The following is a 17,886-nucleotide window of genomic DNA, read 5'->3' on the forward strand; positions in this document are numbered from 1 at the left end:
TCGAACAAACTATCCTTCTGAAAGGTCAACTTCATGGCATGTCAACGCCGGTTTCGTTACCGCGCGATGACAGACCCGAAAGACGATCCCGGAGGGATGCAGATCGTGCACATTGCCGACATCACCATGTTCTACGCCCCGGCCAGCGGCGGCGTACGCACTTACCTTGATGCCAAACACCACCGCCTGGATGCCCTACAAGGTGTCCGTCACAGCCTGTTGATCCCCGGCGCCAGCGCTCGGCATGAAGGCGGTGTCTATCATGTGCCTGCACTACCCCTGCCCTTTGGCAAAGGCTACCGCTTTCCGGTACGCCTGGCGCCATGGTGCAACACGCTGCGCACGCTAAAGCCAGACCTGATCGAGGTCGGCGACCCGTACTTGACCGCCTGGGCGGCGCTTGAAGCGCGCCGTCAGCTGGACGTACCGGTCATTGGTTTCTATCACTCCGACCTGCCGCTGTTGGTGAGCAACCGCATGGGTAATTGGTTCACGCCCAACGTCGAGGCCTATGTCAGCAAGTTGTATGGCAATTTCGACCGCGTGCTCGCACCGAGCAAGGTCATGGCAGACAAGCTCCGCCGCCTGGGGGTACGTGATGTTCACGTGCAGCCGCTGGGCGTGGACCTGGAAACCTTCAACCCCGCACGCCGCGATCCACAGGTGCGGGCCGAACTGGGCATCGCCGACACCTGCCGGCTGCTGATCTATGCAGGCCGAGGCTCTCGGGAGAAGAACCTGCCCGTGCTGCTCGACTGCATGCGGCAGCTGGGGCGCGGGTATCACCTGCTGCTGGTGGGGTCCAACATGCCCGCCAATGTGCCCGACAACGTCAGCGTGATCGGCCAGTTCTGCCCACCTGACCAGGTGGCTCGCCTGATGGCCAGCGCCGACCTGTTGGTGCATGCCGGCGACCAGGAAACCTTCGGCCTGGTCATCCTCGAAGCCATGGCCAGTGGCACGCCCGTGGTTGCAGTGCGTGCCGGCGCCTTCGGCGAAATCGTCAACGACCAGTGCGGGCGCTTGTGCCAACCCAATGATGCCCGGGCAATGGCCCTGGCGGTGCGCGAGGCGTTCGAAGCCGGGGCGCGCAAGCTCGGTGCACAGGCCAGGCGACATGTAGAGCAGCATTACTCATGGGACAACGTGGTCAATGGCCTGCTTGAGCATTACCAGGCTGTACTTGGCCATCAACAGCAGGTGCGGGCACATGCTTGAGTCCGGTACCCGTTCCCGTAGCGTGATGCTGGTGCTGCATGATGTGGCCCCGGAGACGTGGCCAGATTACGAGCCGTTCGTGCAGGCGGTCGATGCATTGGGTAACGTGCCCATGACCTGGCTGGTGGTGCCCGACTTTCATCGGCGCAACCTGCTGACTCAGTCTCCCGGCTTCTGCCAGTTGCTCGATCGCCGTCTGGCCGCGGGTGACGAGCTGGCCCTGCACGGTTACGCCCATGCCGATGAGGGCCCCACGCCGCGTACGCCCGTGGACTACTTCATGCGGCGGATCTATACCCATGAAGGCGAGTTCTACGCGCTGGACGAACACCAGGCCATCGCCCGGCTACAAGACGGCCTGGCGTTGTTCGACCGTCAAGGCTGGCCTGTAGCAGGCTTCGTGGCCCCCGCGTGGTTGATGAGCCAGGGCACGCGGCAAGCGCTGCGCCAACTGCCGCTCAAATACACCAGCACCCCGCAGCACCTCTATCGCCTGCCGGACTTTACCGCCATCGATGCACCCGGTTTGGTCTGGAGCGCGCGCAGCGCCTGGCGCCGTGGTGTGTCGCGGGTGCTCAGCGACTGGCAATGTCGACGCTGGCAAGGTGCTAACACCCTGCGCCTGGGGCTGCACCCGGTGGACATGCGCCATCAATACTCACGGGACTACTGGCTGCGCACCCTTGAAAAACTGATCGAAGACGGGCGCGAACCCTTGACCAAGTCAGCCTGGCTGGAGCGGCAGGTGGCAGCATGAACCGCTGGCTGCTGCTGGGCTTGGCGCTGCTGGGCGCAGCGTTGGTGCCGGCACTGTTGGGCGGCAGCGAACTGCTGCCCAAGCTGAGCCGCTTCGACCCGCAGCTGTTGATGACGCTGGTGGGCATGATTCTGCTGTGCTGGGTGATCAACGCCTGCCGGATGCGCCTGCTGCTAGGCGATCAGGCAGTGCGCGTGTCGCGGGTGCGCACCTTGGGTGTGGTCATGGCCACCGAATTCGCCATCTGTACCACTCCAGGTGGTGGCGGCGGTCCCCTGACCCTGATGGCCTTGCTGGCCCGCGAGGGCATCAGCGCAGCCCGCAGCGGCGCGGTGTTCGCGATGGATCAGCTCAATGACTTGGTGTTTTTCTTCTGCGCCATGCTGGCGATCGCCGGCTATGCGTTGTTTCACAGCCTGGGGCGCAGCCAGGAAAGCATGTTGCTGGGCAGTGCGGCACTGCTGTGCGCGGCGCTGGCAGGCGTGGTGGCGTTGCTGCGCTACCGGCGAAAGGTGATGCGGCTGAATGGCAGGCTGCTGCAGCGCCTGGGTACCAGCGCACCGCGCAAACGGCGCTGGGCCCGTAAGCTGTTTCGTTTCGTGCAGGCACTGGCGCAAACCTGGCAGCTACCCAAGCGCACCCTGTTTCTGGTGTTCAGCCTGACGTGCGTCCACTGGGGGCTGCGCTTTAGCGTGCTGTACCTAGTGGTCAAGGGCCTGGGCGTGGAGCTGGCCTGGATCCCCAGTTTCCTGGTCCAGATGCTCTCGCTCAGCGCCGGTCAGTTCAGCATGATGCCCGGCGGCGCAGGCGCTGCCGAGCTGACCTCGGCCAGCCTGCTGACACCCATGGTGGGCAGTTCGACGGCGGCAGCGGCGATCCTGATCTGGCGCGCAATCACTTACTACCTGTATCTGCTCGCCGGAGGGCCTGTGTTCGTGTGCCTGCTGGCACGTCCGCTGCTGGAGCGCTGGCGGCGTCAGGTGGGTTGAGCGCTTGCCAAAGCGCAGCGGCACCGGGGAAGTCGGTGCCGTCGGTGTCCTGCAACGCGTCTGGATCGTAGCGGGCCAGGCAACCCTGGCCCACTACAGGGGGTGGAGAGGCTGTAGGCGTACCGCGCCGTCCCATTGGTCGATCCTCACGTTGCTCAAGAGGCTTGATAGCAGCCCTGCTATCAGTCGAACACCACTGTCTTGTTGCCGTGCACCAGAACCCGGTCTTCCAGGTGATAGCGCAGGCCGCGGGCCAGCACCATTTTCTCCACGTCGCGCCCGAAGCGGACCATGTCCTCGATGCTGTCGGCATGGGTAACCCGCACCACGTCCTGCTCGATGATGGGGCCGGCGTCCAGCTCTTCGGTCACGTAGTGGCAGGTCGCACCGATCAGCTTTACGCCACGCAGCGCCGCCTGATGGTACGGCTTGGCGCCGACGAACGATGGCAGGAAGCTATGGTGGATGTTGATGACCTTCTCAGCATAGTCCTGGCAGAGTTGCGGCGGCAGAATTTGCATGTACCGCGCCAGCACGACCACATCGGCTGCGTGTTCCTGCACCAGGCGTGACACCTCGGCAAACGCCGGGGCTTTATCCTTGGGGTCTACTGGAACGTGGAAGAACGGAATACCGTGCCACTCGACCATGCTGCGCAGGTCGTCGTGGTTGGAAATGACGCAGGGAATGTCGCAATCGAGCTCATCGCTGTGCCAGCGGTGCAGCAGGTCGGCCAGGCAGTGGGATTCGCGGCTGGCCATCAGCACGACGCGCTTTTTCTGGGCAGAATCGGTCACGCGCCAGGTCATGGAGAACTCTTCGGCGATGGGCGCGAACGCTTCGCGGAACGCCTCGATACCGAAGGGCAGCGACTCGGCGCGAATTTCATGACGCATGAAGAACCAGCCAGTCTGCTCGTCGGAGTGATGGCTGGCTTCGGTGATCCAGCCGTTGTACAAGGCCAGGAAATTACTGACTTTCGCCACGATGCCGACACGGTCGGGGCAAGCGATCACCAGACGGTAGGTGCGCATGAATAAGACTCCAGAACTCGCAAAGGCGCTTATTCTAGCGGCACGCTGAGAAAAACGCAGTAATGATTGCGACGTGCTGCATAGGGTCGCTGTGCCTATCAGGCGGGAATCTTCCGACAAGGTTTATGGACGAAACGGCAACCTATGTAAATTTTTGTTCACGTGGAGAATTACTGTCACAGCTAATCAACTGTTAATACATCAATCATATGTTTACTTGCGAGAATTGCCTGTTTACTATTGCTCCACACATTTCCGAACACGCATTAAGGAACACTCCATGTCCCTGATCAACGAGTACCGTGCTACCGAAGAAGCCATCAAGGAACTTCAGGCCCGCCTGGCCAACCTGTCTCAGGATGACAAGCTGAAAAAAGAACTGGAGTTCGAAGGCAAACTGCGCACCCTGATGGGCGAATATTCCAAGTCGCTGCGTGACATCATTGCCCTGCTCGACCCTGATGCCAAGATGAGCAAACTGCCGCGTGGCGCCGTGAAAACCACTGGCACCAAACGCGCGCGCAAGGTCAAGCAATACAAAAACCCGCACAACGGTGAAGTCATCGAAACCAAAGGTGGCAACCACAAAACCCTGAAAGAGTGGAAAGCTCAATGGGGCGGTGACGAGGTAGAAAGCTGGGCAACCCTGCTGGACTGATTGTCCATTGCTCGCTATTTGATATACGTAAAAAACGCCGGTTAATAACCGGCGTTTTTTTATGGGCTTTCAATTGACGGCAAACCTCGTTTGCAACGCGTTGGCATGCAGTTGCCAGGCTGTCAGCACTTGCTGTCCTGCTTCACCCGCGCCAGGCCAGGCTGCGGCCAGGGCCTGGGCGAAATCACCCAGGGTATTGGGCGCACCCCAGCGGGGGTCAGTCAGACGTTGCCTACAAAAATCCTGCCATCGCGCCCTGTCTTCATCGTTCAAGGTGTCGGGAAAGTTACGTGCACGGTAACGAAAGAGCAATTCGGCCAAGCGTGGATCATCGAACATCCACTGCCCGGCGCCCAACTGGGCGGGCGACAGCGAACGCACTTGATCGCATAACCGCCGGTCACGCTCGCCGAGAAACCGCTCATACAATTGCTGTTCAGGATCGTCACTGGCCGCAAAACCGTCTTGCGTATAAATAGGTGCCAGTTTTTCCTGCCATTGATCCTGTTGACGGACCAATGCCTCGGCGCGTCGTTGTAATGCGTCCAGGTCAATCCCCAGACGCGCTTGATCAGCCGGTCGTAATACAGAAAGGGGCGCCACCACCGGGCAGCGGTTGATCTGGATGAGTTTGAGCGGTACAGGGAGCTCGCCTTCGCCAAGGGCTTCTCGACGGGTATAGAGCCGCTGGCGCAAAGTTTCGGCGCGCTCTTCAATCAGCGGCAGGGTTTGCTGATGCAGATCGCAAACAATCAATGCATTGCGGTTTTTAGGGTGCCAGGCCAAAGGCAACACGACGCCCAAGTAATGACGCGCAGCACTGAAACGTCCAGAAATATGCACCATCGGCTGCAGCAGCCGTATCTGCTCCATGACCTTGTGCTTGCTGCGAAGCTGAAACAACCAGTCGTACAACTTTGGCTGCTTCTCGCGTATCAGCCGGGCAAGGGCAATGGTCGCCCGAACATCGGAGAGTGCCTCGTGTGCGTGGCCATGTTCGAGGCCGTTGGCCTTGCTCAACAACTCAAGGCGCAGACTGATGCGCCCTTCCTGCTGGGGCCATTGAATGCCATCGGGACGCAACGCGAACGCGGTCCTGACGATATCGATCAGGTCCCAGCGACTGTTACCGCCCTGCCACTCGCGTGCGTAAGGGTCGAAGAAGTTGCGGTATAGGCTGTAGCGCGTGACTTCGTCGTCGAAACGCAGCGTGTTGTAGCCGGCACCGCAGGTACCGGGTTGCGCCAGTTCGGCATGCACGCGCGCCATGAACTCGGCCTCGCCGAGTCCTTTTTCGGCCAACTGTTGCGGCGTGACGCCCGTCACCAGGCAGGCAGCAGGATGCGGCAATATGTCATCCGACAAGCGGCAATAGAGGTTGATCGGTTCGGCGATTTCATTCAGGTCGAGGTCAGTACGCACCCCTGCCATCTGCACGGGCCGGTCGCAGCGCGGGTTGATGCCGGTGGTTTCGTAGTCATGCCAGAAAATGCTTGAAGTCACAGGGCCGTCCTGTTGCAGGTTCGCCCTGATTCTAACGCGTTGAGCCGGGCCTGACGTCGGGCCAATGAAGCGACTTGGGGCCAGTAGGCCGTGCTACACAGCCCCTACTGACCCGGACCGATCTCATGGACGGGCGTCAGCAATCGGCAATACCGACCTGTCAAACCGAGGTAGAGGAGGCGCGAAAACTGAAGTACTCCTGCAAGGAGCGCACAAAGTCGTCGTATTCGCGAGGCGCCTGCAACAACATGAAGCCCGAATCGTAGTACCCAGGCGTCTGGTCCTCGCGGCACCACAGACAACTGGCCGTAAGGTTGACGAACTGATGCCCACCCCCCGTCAACGGCAGGCGCAACTGCAATTCGTAATCGGGGCCCACCATGACCGGCAGCTCGCTGATCAGCATCATGCCGTTTTCAGAGGCATTGCCCAGCTGGCCCATCTCCTGCCCATTGAAGCGATTGAATACCTTCAGGACAAAAGGCAACTGGTGGCGGTCGATATGTCGTTTATTGAATAGCGTCAAGGTCAGTCCGTCCGCGATGCCAGGAACGCCTGGTACTGGCGGTTGTTGTATCAGTTGAGTTACAGGTTAGCGCACGCTGCGACAAATCTCCCCGTCAATACAGCACACCTTGGCATTAGCGCCAAGGTACGCTCGGCGCTGGCCTGGTCACGGCCGGCTCGCCACCCCGGTAATGACCCAGCTTCTCCAATGTTTGCAGACGCGCCTGGGCACGGTAGGCATATTCATTGCCCGGATAGCGCTGGATCAGGTACTGGTAGGTCTGTGCGGCATCCACGTACAACGCTTGCCGCTCCAGGCACTGCCCGCGCAGCAACGCCACTTCCGGGTGGATGAAAGGCCGGGCGCGGCTGGTGCGGTCGACCTGGGACAGCTCCAACATTACCCGCTGGCAATCACCGCGATCATAAGCGCGGTAGGCATTGTTGAGATGGTGGTCCATGGACCAGCGGGTACACCCGACGGCACTGGCCGCGAGGGCTAAAACGATCAGCATGCGCATGGGAGTCTCCTTTGCTGAAGAGCGTATCGGCCGGCCCATCGGATTCTTCAACGGTCGGCACGTATCGCGTGCAGTGGCCCGACCACGCCAGCCAGCAAATGCGCGCGACTGTCACCTGCACAGTTTTCCAAAGCCAGGTAGTGCAACCTAACGATGACTACAGCCCGATTCAGGAGTAGCCTCTCGCTGCGCTTCACTATAGGAGTCTGTGCATGACCATCCGCCGTACCAAAATCGTCGCCACCCTTGGCCCCGCCAGCAATTCGCCGGAAGTGATCGAACAGTTGATCCTCGCCGGCCTGGACGTGGCTCGCCTGAACTTCTCTCATGGCACTCCGGACGAGCACAAGGCACGCGCCCGCCTGATCCGTGAAATCGCTGCCAAGAATGGCCGTCACGTGGCCTTGCTCGGCGACCTGCAGGGTCCGAAGATCCGCATCGCCAAGTTCGCCAACAAGCGCATCGAACTGAAAGTCGGTGACACCTTCACCTTCTCGACCGCTCATCCGCTGACCGAAGGCAACCAGGACATCGTCGGTATCGACTACCCCGACCTGGTCAAGGACTGTGGCGTTGGCGACGAACTGCTGCTCGACGATGGCCGCGTGGTCATGCGCGTCGAAACCGCGACCGCCGACGCCCTGCACTGCGTGGTGATCATCGGTGGACCGCTGTCGGACCACAAGGGCATCAACCGCAAAGGTGGCGGCCTGACTGCACCGGCCCTGACCGAGAAGGACAAGGCCGACATCAAGCTGGCTGCCGAGATGGACCTGGACTACCTGGCCGTGTCCTTCCCGCGTGACGCCAGCGACATGGAATACGCCCGCAAGCTGCGTGACGAGTCTGGTGGCAGCGCTTGGCTGGTGGCCAAGATCGAACGCGCCGAAGCGGTTGCCGACGACGAAACCCTCGACAAGCTCATCGCAGCCTCCGACGCCGTCATGGTTGCCCGTGGTGACCTGGGCGTGGAAATCGGCGACGCCGAGCTGATCGCCATTCAGAAAAAGATCATCCAGCACGCCCGCCGCAACAACAAGGCAGTGATCGTCGCGACCCAGATGATGGAGTCGATGATCCAGAACCCGATGCCGACCCGTGCCGAAGTGTCCGACGTGGCCAACGCCGTGCTCGACAACACCGACGCCGTGATGCTGTCGGCCGAAAGCGCCGCCGGTTCATACCCGATCGAAGCCGTCCAGGCCATGGCGCGCATCTGCCTGGGTGCCGAGAAACACCCAACTAGCCAGCGCTCCAGCCACCGCCTGCACACCACGTTCGAGCGCTGCGACGAAAGCATCGCCCTGGCAGCCATGTACACGGCTAACCACTTCCCAGGCGTGAAGGCGATCATCGCCCTGACCGAGAGCGGTTATACCCCGCTGATCATGTCGCGCCTGCGCTCGCACGTACCGATCTTCGCCCTGTCTCCGCACCGCGCTACCCAGGCCCGTGCCTCGATGTTCCGGGGTGTGTACCCGATCGATTTCGACCCGGCATCGCTGCCGGCCGACAAGGTCAGCCAGGCCGCCGTGGACGAGCTGCTCAAGCGTGGGCTGGTCGAGCAAGGTGACTGGGTGATCCTCACCAAGGGCGACAGCTACCACACCATCGGCGGGACCAACGGCATGAAGATCCTGCATGTCGGTGATCCGCTGGTCGGCTGATCGGCTGACGAGCCAGGGTCGCTTCGCGCGCGTTCCCCCGTGAGCAAGCGGCCCTGTGCAGGCACTGCAGACACGTCGGCTCAGACGTGCTCGACAAAGCTGTCTGCGAACACCTGCCCCCTCGGCACGCCGGCGATGAACAGCCTTCGGGCAAACCGTTCGACGCTGGCGGGCGCGCCGCACAGCAGGGCCAAGGTCTGTCTCGATGAAGGCCGCAGCGCCGCCAGTGTTTCCTCCAGCTGCGCTGTCACCACCAGTTCCACGCTCACACCTGGCAACTGCTGCAACGGTGCTGCCAGGTAGTGCCCTGCGCGGTCGCGGGCCACGTGCAGCAACCGGATCTCCCCCCGATGCCCTTGACGCAACGCTTCGCGCACGATGCCCCATAGCGGTGCAAGCCCGGTACCGGCAGCCAGTAGCCATAACGGCCGGTCCTGCCAGTCAAGGTCGTAATGCAATGCCCCACCCCTGACTTCGCCAAGGCGCAACGCATCGCCCACCCCCAGCGCCCGTGCCTGGTCACAGAAAGCACCGGGACGATGGCAATCGATATGAAACTCCAGGCAATCATCCTCACCCGGCAGGCTGGCCAGTGAATAAGGCCGCGCCACCCCACCCAACCAGAGCACCGCGTGTTGGCCTGGCTGGTAGCGGACGCTGCGCTCGGTCCGCAGGCGCAACCGCAACACATCACCGAACCAGTCCAGTTCGCTGACAACGCCGCCTACGCCGTCGCGCAAGGGATCGAACACGTCCACGCGCAAGTCTTCTACCACGCGGCACTGGCAGGCCAGGCGCCAGCCCACGGCATGCCTGTCCAACGCCAGGGCTTCTGGCAGGGCATCGAGGGGCAACCCGTGCTCGCACCGTACCAGGCACGCATGGCAGCGCCCTGCACGGCAGCTGTAGGGCACATCAAGCCCTGCCTCGTTCAAGGCATCGAGCAAGTTGGCGCCAGTCGGCACTGTCCAACAACGCGTGCCCACGCTAAGTTCGGGCATGTTCACTCACCTCTTCAAACCCCTTGTGCCGATGGACGCGACCGCGTGCCCGTCGATTCTAATGCCCTGTACTGTGCCGAGCAGCAAAAAGGATGCCGGCCACCGGCCAGACCATGGTCCTGACCACTCGCAGGTGTTTCACCGGGGCAGGCGCGCTATACTGCCGCGCCTTTTTTGCGTCGGCAGGCTGTCGGCGCGCCTTTGCAAGGCGTTTCGACAGGCTGGTCGGCTCCGTCGAACGTCTCACTGAATGTTCCCGTCTTTAAGAGGAGCGCGCTGCATGACCGTGATCAAGCAAGACGACCTGATTCAGAGCGTTGCCGACGCCCTGCAATTCATCTCGTACTACCACCCCGTCGATTTCATCCAGGCCATGCACGAGGCCTACCTGCGCGAAGAGTCGCCGGCTGCGCGCGACTCCATCGCCCAGATCCTGATCAACTCGCGCATGTGTGCCACCGGTCACCGGCCTATCTGCCAGGACACCGGCATCGTCACCGTGTTCGTGCGCGTGGGTATGGATGTGCGCTGGGACGGCGCCACCTTGAGCGTGGACGACATGATCAACGAGGGTGTGCGCCGCGCCTACAATCTGCCTGAAAACGTCCTGCGCGCATCGATCCTGGCCGACCCGGCCGGCGCCCGCAAGAACACCAAGGACAACACCCCGGCCGTCATCCACTACTCCATCGTCCCCGGCGACAAGGTCGAGGTCAATGTTGCAGCCAAGGGCGGCGGTTCGGAAAACAAGTCCAAGATGGCCATGCTCAACCCGTCCGACTCCATCGTCGACTGGGTGCTCAAGACCGTTCCGACCATGGGCGCTGGCTGGTGCCCGCCTGGCATGCTGGGCATCGGCATCGGCGGCACCGCCGAAAAAGCCGCGGTCATGGCCAAGGAAGTGCTCATGGAGTCCATCGACATCCATGAGCTCAAGGCACGCGGCCCGCAGAACCGCCTGGAAGAAATCCGTCTGGAGCTGTTCGAGAAGGTCAACCAGCTGGGCATCGGCGCCCAGGGCCTCGGTGGCCTGACCACCGTGCTCGACGTCAAGATCATGGACTACCCGACCCACGCCGCCTCGCTGCCGGTGTGCATGATCCCAAACTGCGCGGCCACTCGCCACGCCCACTTCGTGCTCGACGGCACGGGCCCGGCGCAGCTGGAAGCGCCGTCGCTGGACGCCTACCCCGAGATCGTCTGGGAAGCTGGCCCAAGCGCCCGACGTGTCAACCTGGACAGCATCACGCCCGAAGAAGTGGCCAGCTGGAAACCGGGTGAAACCATCCTGCTCAACGGCAAGATGCTGACCGGCCGGGATGCCGCCCACAAGCGCATGGTCGAAATGCTCAACCGCGGCGAAGCACTGCCGGTGGATCTCAAGGGCCGCTTCATCTACTACGTTGGTCCGGTCGACCCGGTAGGCGACGAAGTGGTCGGCCCTGCTGGCCCCACCACCGCCACGCGCATGGACAAGTTCACCCGCCAGATCCTGGAGCAGACCGGTCTGCTGGGCATGATCGGCAAGTCCGAGCGCGGCCCGACCGCCATCGACGCGATCAAGGACAACAAGGCCGTTTACCTGATGGCCGTAGGTGGCGCCGCCTATCTGGTCGCGCAAGCCATCCGCAAGTCCAAGGTCCTGGCCTTTGCCGAGCTGGGCATGGAGGCCATCTACGAGTTCGAGGTCAAGGACATGCCAGTGACCGTGGCCGTGGACAGCAACGGTGAGTCGGTGCACATCACAGGCCCCGCCTTGTGGCAGAACAAGATCGCCCAGAGCCTGGCCGTCGAAGTGAAGTAACCCAAGGCAACAGCGACGGCGCTGTCACCGGCCGCTCGCGTGCGCAGTCAATGCGCAGCCAACCTGCAGCGGCGGACCTTGATGCCAGGGCCCGCCGCTGTTGCGTTCAAAGACGTTCGAATTGTTCGGGCCAGTCCCTGCGTGTGAATACCTGCCCCTGCTGCCTGACCCGGCGCACGGCCTCCAGATCCAGGTCACACATCAGCCAACGGCTGCGCTGCGGGTCGAGCGATTCGCTCAATGCCATCACCCCATCCCCCGGCATGCCACGATCAGGCGGCACGAACAGCCCTGCCCGGCCCAGGTTCTCGTCCAGTGCCGGCGACCAAGGGGCCAGCCCCACGGTCGGGCTCTGCAACACGGCCAGCTGGTTCTCCAACGCGCGTGCTTGAGCCCCGATCCGTACACGGTGATAGCCGGCCTCGGTGTCGGTGCAGCTCGGCGCCAGGATCAGGTCGGCGCCACGTTCTGCCAACCGACGGGCCAAGAGCGGGAACTCATTGTCGTAACAGACCAGGATGCCAAGACGGCCCAGATCGGTGTCGAAGACCGTCAGCCCTTGGCCTGCGGCAATGCCCCACTGTTCCCGCTCGAAGCGGGTCATCATCAGCTTGTCCTGATGCCCTAGCACACCCTTGGGGCCAAACAGCCAGGCGCGGTTGCGGTAGGCGCCGTCGCTGTCCAGTACCGGCAGCGTGCCTGGTTGCAGGTAGATGCCCCAACGCCTGGCCAGGCCCGCACACAAGGCCTTCCACGGCTCGATCAACGGCTGGATGCCTGCAATGGAAGCGTTCAGGTCCCCCCGCTGCTCGGGTGTCAGCTGCCCACTGAGTACCAGCCCTGCATACTCGGGCAGCAGCAACAGACGCGCGCCAGCCTCCACCGCCTCTGCACACAAACCTTGCAGGTGGTCGGCATAGGCCTCCCAGGTTTCGTGCAGCTCAATGGCATACTGGCAGGCCGCGACACGGATCAAAAGGGCAGTTCCTTGAGCCAGAACGACATGAGTTTGTCCGAGCTTTCCTGCTCGTCCAGGTCGCGCCAGGCATACCGGGTACGCAGGGACGGGTCATGCAGAAAACCACGGTTGCGCCAGAACCCATGCAAGGGCTTGTAATCGGTTGGGCGGCGCGGATGTACACCGGGCCGCTCCACGGCGCAGAACGCGCAGTAATCGAACTCGGCCAGTTTATGGGCGTAGGATTCGCGTTCGATGAAAAAGCGTACCCCAAGCCCCTGCCCTCGGTATTGCGGCAGAACCACGGACTCGCCGAAATAGTAGACGCTGGCCGGGTCGCGACCCCGGGCCACGAACGGCTCCTGAAACTCGGGCGCGACGTCGACCAGGGGCAGGCCCGTCGACGCGCCCACCACCTTGTCCTCATCCACGGCCAGCACCACCAGGCTGCGACCGGAACGGGCATAGGTGGCCAGGTAGTCGGCTTCGTACTCGGGCGAACCGTCGTAGAGGTAGGGGAACTCGCGGAACACGGTCAGGCGCAGACGAGCGAGGTCATCGATATAAGGCGCGATGGCGGCGCCGTGCAGTAGGCGTATTTGCATGCTTGGCGGTCGTTTTGTCGATGTGGATGACGCGCTCGGCTAAGCCGGGCTTGAGGGGAAACCCTATCATCCAGGCCAACGACACGCCTTTTCCCTACACGACAGGTAATGTTCCATGACCGCTACCGAATTGGTAAACGCTTACTACGCTGCCTTCAACGCAGGCGACATGCCAGGGTTTCTGGCCCTGCTCAGCGAGGATGTAATTCACGACATCAACCAGGGTGAGCGGCAGATGGGCAAGGCCAGGTTCGCCGCCTTCATGGACAAGATGAACCGGTGTTACCGCGAGCGCCTTGCCGACATCGTGGTGATGCAAAATGCCGATGGCAGCCGCGCAGCGGCGGAATTCACCGTGCACGGCCAGTACGTGGCCGATGACGAAGGCCTGCCTGCGGCCACCGGCCAGACCTATGTCCTGCCGGCCGGCGCGTTCTTCTATATCCACTGCGGCAAGATCGCCCGCGTGACCAACTATTACAACCTCAACGACTGGGTCGAGCAAGTCGGCTGACCCACGGGCCGGTCGGCCTGTTGGGTCAGAGGATACGGGTGCCCAACACCTTCAGAAACGCCGCCAGCCACGCAGGGTGTGCCGGCCAGGCGGGCGCGGTGACCAGGTTGCCGTCCACATGGGCCTGGTCCACCGCAATGTCGATATAGGTGCCGCCTGCCAGGCGCACCTCCGGAGCGCAGGCCGGGTACGCACTGCACTCCCGGCCTTTGAGCACACCGGCGGCGGCCAGCAACTGGGCGCCGTGGCACACGGCGGCGATGGGCTTGCCTGCTTGGTCGAACGCTCGCACCAGGTCGAGCACTTTCTCGTTCAGGCGCAGGTACTCAGGCGCCCGCCCGCCCGGGATCACCAGGGCATCGTAACTTTCGGCACGGGCCCTGACGAAATCCTGATTCAGGGCAAACTGGTGCCCTGGCTTTTCGCTGTAGGTCTGGTCGCCTTCGAAGTCGTGAATAGCCGTGCGCACGGTCTGGCCCGCTACCTTTTCCGGGCACACGGCGTGCACGGTATGCCCGACCATACTCAGCGCCTGGAAGGGCACCATGACCTCGTAGTCTTCGACGTAATCGCCCACCAGCATGAGTATCTTCTTAGCCGTCATCGCATCCACTCCATCGATTGCCTGTGAACCGTCATTGCACGATAGCTGCGCTCAGTCGCGCCGGTCGAGCACGTTGGCCACCAACCGGTCCAGCCATCCCCAGATGCGCTGTTTGACCCGGCGCCAGAACGGCCTGGCATTCCAGTGCGCGAGGTCGACTTCCTCGCTCAGGGCGAAATCGCGCTCGAAACTGGCGACCACTGCGGTCGTCAGCGGCAGGTCCAACGCTTCTATATTGGCCTCCAGATTGAAGCGCAGGTTCCAATGGTCGAAGTTGCAGGAGCCGACGCTGACCCAATCGTCCACCACCACCATCTTCAGGTGCAGGAAGCACGGCTGATACTCGAAAATTCGCACTCCGGCGCGCAGCAGGCGTGGATAGTACCGGTGGCCGGCATACCGTACCGAAGGGTGGTCGGTGCGCGGGCCGGTGAGCAGCAACCGCACATCGACGCCCTTGCCCGCTGCGCGGCGCAGCGAGCGGCGTACGCTCCAGGTCGGCAGAAAATAAGGCGTGGCCAGCCAAATGCGCTGCTTGCCGCTGTTGAGGGCACGCACCAATGCATGCAGGATGTCCTGATGCTGACGGGCGTCGGCGTACGCCACCCGGCCCATGCCCTGCCCTTGCGCAGGCACCTTGGGCAGGCGCGGCAGGCCGAAGCCCTCGGCAGGGCGCCAGGCCGTGCGGCGATGGTTGGCCTGCCACTGGCGATCGAACAGCAATTGCCAGTCGCTCACCACCGGGCCTTGCATCAGCACCATCACCTCATGCCATTCGCTGCTGGGCTGGCCCGGTTGCCAGAACTCGTCGGTCACCCCGGTACCGCCGACCACCGCCCACTGCTCGTCGACCACCAGTAACTTGCGATGGTCGCGGTACAGGTTGCGCAGCCCGCGTTTCCAGTGCAGCCGGTTGTACCAGCGCAGGTACACGCCGGCATCCACCAGACGTTGCCGCAGCTTGGCGCTCAAGGCCAGCGACCCGTAATAATCGAACAGGCAGCGCACCCGCACCCCGCGGCGGGCCGTCTGTTCCAGCGCCTGGACCACAGCCTCGGCGCAGGCCCCGGACTCGACCAGGTACAGCTCCAGGTCTACCTGCGTCTGGGCATGCTCGATGGCCGACAGCATGCGGGGAAAGAAGTGTGGCCCATCGATCAGCAGCTCGAACTGGTTGCCATCCCGCCAGGGGAAGACCGGGCCCGGCATGTCAGCGCGCAGTGAAGATCAGTACCGCATTGACCGGTACGGACGGGTTGATGGCCGTAAGGTTGGCGGACTTGCGCAGGGCTTGCAGCCCTGGCATCAGGCCGAAATCCTCGGCGCGCAGCACCAGAGGCTCCAAGGTCACGACCTGAAACCGCCGCTCGTCCAGGCGAGTGGCCAGCAGCAAGGCCTCGTAACGATGGGACTGGCCGTGCAACGTTACCGTCAGCGGCAGGCGCAGTTCGATCTGCGCCCCGTTGGCCAAGTCGTTGATCGGGCGCAGATCCAGTTGTGCCTGCACGGTCGCTTCGGCAAACCGCGCGACGTCGAACAACGCGTCACGCATGCGTTCATCACGCAGCGGCACGCCACTGCTGACCGAATCCATCTCGATACGAAGGCTCGCGGCGCCTTTGCGGTCCACCGTGCCATGCAGCACCAGGAAGCGGTGCACCTGCGCCGCTTCGCCATTGGTACCGGTGATGAACGACAGGCGAGACGACTCGCCATCAAGGTGCCAATTGGCGTGTGCGGGCAGGCACAACGCAAGCAGCAGTGCGGGCCATAGGCGGAGTGACTTCAGCATGAGGGGTCTCGAAAATGCAGGCGGCTCACCTTACCGCGCAGGTCTTTGGCACAGCAAGCGCCAGCACGTTCGCCGCCACGCCCAACGGGCGGTTCATGCAAGCATCATCGAACCTTCATCGCCGTGACATCCCATGTTTCTAGCCTGAACGTGCACATAAACGCCTACCGGCCACCTTTGCATGGCTGGTTTTATGGAGACTCGTAATGACGCGAATCGCTCATGTTGCCGACACCTGCGCCGGACACCGCCTGCACGCCGAGCGCCTGATGGGTCACGCCGCGTTGCAGGAGGCCCAGGCCCTGCGCTATCAGGTCTTCAGCGAAGCGTTCGAGGCAAGGTTCAAGGGCGCTGAGCACGGCCTGGATCAGGACGAATTTGACGCGCACTGCCGCCATATCGGCGTACGCGATGTCACCACTGGACGACTGGTGGCCACCACCCGCCTGCTCGACCACGAGGCGGCCAGCAGCCTGGGTCGCTTCTACAGCGAGGAAGGGTTCCGCCTGCAGGGGCTGCTGCAACTTCAGGGCCCTATCCTGGAAGTGGGCCGCACCTGCGTGGCCGCGCCGTACCGCAACGGCGGCACCATTGCTACGCTCTGGAGTGAGCTGGCCGAAGTACTCAACGAAGGCGGTTATCGCTACCTGATGGGTTGCGCCAGCATCTCGATGCAGGACGGCGGGGTGCAGGCGCATGCGGTCATGCAGCGCCTGCGCGAACGCCACCTGTGCACCCAGGACCTGCGTGCCGAACCCCGCAAACCGCTGCCACCGCTGACGTTGCCGGATAACGTGGGCGCCCAGATGCCGGCCTTGCTCAAGGCCTACATGCGCCTGGGCGCCAAGGTCTGTGGCGAACCGTGCTGGGATGAAGACTTCCAGGTCGCCGATGTGTTCATCCTGCTCAAGCGCGAGGCGCTGTGCCCGCGCTACGCCCGTCACTTCAAGGCCGCTGTGTGAGGGGCCGTCTGCGGCAGGTGGGGCGCCTGGCTCACGTGCTGCTGGTGGTGGCGCTGGGGCTGCTGATGGCCAGCCTGCTCGTCATCGGGCGGCACCTTGGCATCAAAGCGTCGCTCGCGCGCCGGCAACGCTGGACACGGCTGTTCATGCGGCGCTTGGTGGCAGCACTGCCGTTCGACGTCTGCGTGACGGGGAAGCTGCCGAGCAGCCCCATGCTGTGGGTCAGCAACCATGTGTCCTGGACCGACATTCCCCTGTTGGGCATGCTGGCCCCTGTGTCATTTCTGTCCAAGGCCGAGGTCCGGCACTGGCCGCTTGCCGGGTGGTTAGCCGAGCAGGCAGGCACCTTGTTCATCAAGCGCGGTGCCAGCGATGGCCAGCAGCTGCGCGTGCACATCGGTCAGCGGTTGGTCACAGGTCACCCCCTGTTGCTGTTTCCCGAAGGCACTACCACCGACGGGCACCAGCTCGGGACGTTCCATGGGCGCCTGCTGGCGGCAGCCATCGACCAGGGCATCGCCGTGCAACCGGTGGCAATCCAATACCAGCGGCGGGGCCAGATCGACCCCTTTGCACCCTTCGTGGGAGATGACGATCTGCTGTCACACCTGCTGCGGTTGCTCGCGCAACCTCGCGGTCGAGTGCGGATTCACCTGCTCGAGCCACTGGCAAGTCATGGCAAGGGCCGCACGCTGCTGGGGCTCCAGGCCCAGCGTTCGATCCATCAGGCGCTCTACGGCAAACCAGAGCCACCGGCACTTCGCAGGCAGTGTGCGACTGCTGCCTGAATGC

The 17,886-nt window shown here is 62.9% G+C and carries 19 protein-coding genes; 9 read left to right on the forward strand and 10 right to left on the reverse strand.

Going from position 1 to position 17,886, the window contains the following annotated elements; all coding sequences use genetic code 11:
- Window positions 1-96 precede the first annotated feature (96 nt).
- Genes CRP40_RS10965 through CRP40_RS10975 form a run of 3 tightly spaced genes read left to right on the forward strand, consistent with a single transcriptional unit; the run spans window position 97 to window position 2,964 of the window.
- Window positions 97-1,218 (forward strand): glycosyltransferase family 1 protein, encoded by a 1,122-nt coding sequence (locus tag CRP40_RS10965; RefSeq protein WP_027914533.1) that lies wholly within the window; start codon window positions 97-99, stop codon window positions 1,216-1,218.
- A complete protein-coding gene (locus CRP40_RS10970; protein ID WP_027914532.1) occupies window positions 1,211-1,975 on the forward strand; it encodes a polysaccharide deacetylase family protein in 765 nt (254 codons plus the stop codon). Before CRP40_RS10965 ends, CRP40_RS10970 begins: the two co-directional genes overlap by 8 nt.
- Entirely contained in the window at window positions 1,972-2,964 is a 993-nt protein-coding gene (locus tag CRP40_RS10975) for a lysylphosphatidylglycerol synthase transmembrane domain-containing protein (protein ID WP_027914531.1), read from the forward strand. Before CRP40_RS10970 ends, CRP40_RS10975 begins: the two co-directional genes overlap by 4 nt.
- A gap of 182 nt (window positions 2,965-3,146) precedes the next feature.
- Here CRP40_RS10975 and purU read toward each other — a convergent pair whose 3' ends face one another.
- Window positions 3,147-3,998 (reverse strand): formyltetrahydrofolate deformylase, encoded by an 852-nt coding sequence (gene purU, locus CRP40_RS10985; protein WP_027914530.1) that lies wholly within the window; start codon window positions 3,996-3,998, stop codon window positions 3,147-3,149.
- A gap of 280 nt (window positions 3,999-4,278) precedes the next feature.
- Here purU and mvaT point away from each other — a divergent pair, with 280 nt between their 5' ends.
- Window positions 4,279-4,656, forward strand: coding sequence for a histone-like nucleoid-structuring protein MvaT (gene mvaT, locus CRP40_RS10990; protein ID WP_023534419.1), 378 nt, complete (start codon window positions 4,279-4,281; stop codon window positions 4,654-4,656).
- A gap of 69 nt (window positions 4,657-4,725) precedes the next feature.
- Here mvaT and sbcB read toward each other — a convergent pair whose 3' ends face one another.
- The 3 genes from sbcB to CRP40_RS11005 all read right to left on the reverse strand — a co-directional run bounded on the left by sbcB (window position 4,726) and on the right by CRP40_RS11005 (window position 7,187).
- Window positions 4,726-6,159, reverse strand: coding sequence for an exodeoxyribonuclease I (gene sbcB / locus CRP40_RS10995; RefSeq protein ID WP_027914529.1), 1,434 nt, complete (start codon window positions 6,157-6,159; stop codon window positions 4,726-4,728).
- A 160-nt stretch (window positions 6,160-6,319) separates the two neighbouring features.
- Complete coding sequence (locus CRP40_RS11000) at window positions 6,320-6,685, reverse strand: PilZ domain-containing protein (protein ID WP_033695024.1); 366 nt, start codon at window positions 6,683-6,685, stop codon at window positions 6,320-6,322.
- Between the two features lie 115 nt (window positions 6,686-6,800).
- Window positions 6,801-7,187 (reverse strand): hypothetical protein, encoded by a 387-nt coding sequence (locus CRP40_RS11005; RefSeq protein ID WP_027914527.1) that lies wholly within the window; start codon window positions 7,185-7,187, stop codon window positions 6,801-6,803.
- 212 nt (window positions 7,188-7,399) lie between these two features.
- Here CRP40_RS11005 and pyk point away from each other — a divergent pair, with 212 nt between their 5' ends.
- Window positions 7,400-8,854, forward strand: a complete 1,455-nt coding sequence (gene pyk / locus CRP40_RS11010; protein WP_027914526.1) for a pyruvate kinase — start codon at window positions 7,400-7,402, stop codon at window positions 8,852-8,854.
- 80 nt (window positions 8,855-8,934) lie between these two features.
- On the opposite strand, the gene CRP40_RS11015 is transcribed toward pyk, so the two are convergent.
- Window positions 8,935-9,855, reverse strand: a complete 921-nt coding sequence (locus tag CRP40_RS11015) for an iron-sulfur-binding ferredoxin reductase (RefSeq protein ID WP_027914525.1) — start codon at window positions 9,853-9,855, stop codon at window positions 8,935-8,937.
- A gap of 280 nt (window positions 9,856-10,135) precedes the next feature.
- Between CRP40_RS11015 and CRP40_RS11020 the strand changes: the two genes are divergently transcribed.
- Window positions 10,136-11,659 (forward strand): fumarate hydratase, encoded by a 1,524-nt coding sequence (locus tag CRP40_RS11020; protein ID WP_027914524.1) that lies wholly within the window; start codon window positions 10,136-10,138, stop codon window positions 11,657-11,659.
- Window positions 11,660-11,765: 106 nt separating this feature from the next.
- Here the strand turns inward: CRP40_RS11020 and CRP40_RS11025 are convergent, their stop codons facing one another.
- Both CRP40_RS11025 and CRP40_RS11030 read right to left on the reverse strand, forming a co-directional pair.
- Window positions 11,766-12,635 carry a carbon-nitrogen hydrolase family protein gene (locus CRP40_RS11025; protein WP_027914523.1) on the reverse strand — a complete coding sequence of 290 codons (870 nt, stop codon included), beginning with the start codon at window positions 12,633-12,635 and terminating at the stop codon, window positions 11,766-11,768.
- Entirely contained in the window at window positions 12,632-13,222 is a 591-nt protein-coding gene (locus CRP40_RS11030; protein WP_027914522.1) for a GNAT family N-acetyltransferase, read from the reverse strand. The genes CRP40_RS11025 and CRP40_RS11030 overlap by 4 nt, the downstream gene beginning before the upstream one ends.
- Before the next feature lie 115 nt (window positions 13,223-13,337).
- Here CRP40_RS11030 and CRP40_RS11035 point away from each other — a divergent pair, with 115 nt between their 5' ends.
- Window positions 13,338-13,736, forward strand: coding sequence for a nuclear transport factor 2 family protein (locus CRP40_RS11035; RefSeq protein ID WP_027914521.1), 399 nt, complete (start codon window positions 13,338-13,340; stop codon window positions 13,734-13,736).
- A gap of 25 nt (window positions 13,737-13,761) precedes the next feature.
- Here the strand turns inward: CRP40_RS11035 and CRP40_RS11040 are convergent, their stop codons facing one another.
- The 3 genes from CRP40_RS11040 to CRP40_RS11050 are packed head-to-tail and all read right to left on the reverse strand — an operon-like array spanning window position 13,762 to window position 16,132.
- The gene (locus CRP40_RS11040; RefSeq protein ID WP_027914520.1) at window positions 13,762-14,340 is read right to left on the reverse strand and encodes a DJ-1/PfpI family protein; all 579 of its coding nucleotides are present in this window, start codon (window positions 14,338-14,340) and stop codon (window positions 13,762-13,764) included.
- A gap of 51 nt (window positions 14,341-14,391) precedes the next feature.
- Complete coding sequence (locus CRP40_RS11045; RefSeq protein WP_027914519.1) at window positions 14,392-15,549, reverse strand: phosphatidylserine/phosphatidylglycerophosphate/cardiolipin synthase family protein; 1,158 nt, start codon at window positions 15,547-15,549, stop codon at window positions 14,392-14,394.
- Between the two features lies 1 nt (window position 15,550).
- Window positions 15,551-16,132 carry a YceI family protein gene (locus CRP40_RS11050; RefSeq protein WP_027914518.1) on the reverse strand — a complete coding sequence of 194 codons (582 nt, stop codon included), beginning with the start codon at window positions 16,130-16,132 and terminating at the stop codon, window positions 15,551-15,553.
- Window positions 16,133-16,338: 206 nt separating this feature from the next.
- Between CRP40_RS11050 and CRP40_RS11055 the strand changes: the two genes are divergently transcribed.
- Both CRP40_RS11055 and CRP40_RS11060 read left to right on the forward strand, forming a co-directional pair.
- Entirely contained in the window at window positions 16,339-17,094 is a 756-nt protein-coding gene (locus tag CRP40_RS11055) for a GNAT family N-acyltransferase (RefSeq protein WP_027914517.1), read from the forward strand.
- Entirely contained in the window at window positions 17,091-17,882 is a 792-nt protein-coding gene (locus CRP40_RS11060) for a lysophospholipid acyltransferase family protein (RefSeq protein ID WP_027914516.1), read from the forward strand. Before CRP40_RS11055 ends, CRP40_RS11060 begins: the two co-directional genes overlap by 4 nt.
- Window positions 17,883-17,886: the final 4 nt, after the last annotated feature.

Source organism: Pseudomonas sp. URMO17WK12:I9, assembly GCF_900230165.1.
In the GTDB taxonomy this organism is placed as follows: Bacteria; Pseudomonadota; Gammaproteobacteria; order Pseudomonadales; family Pseudomonadaceae; genus Aquipseudomonas; species Aquipseudomonas fulva.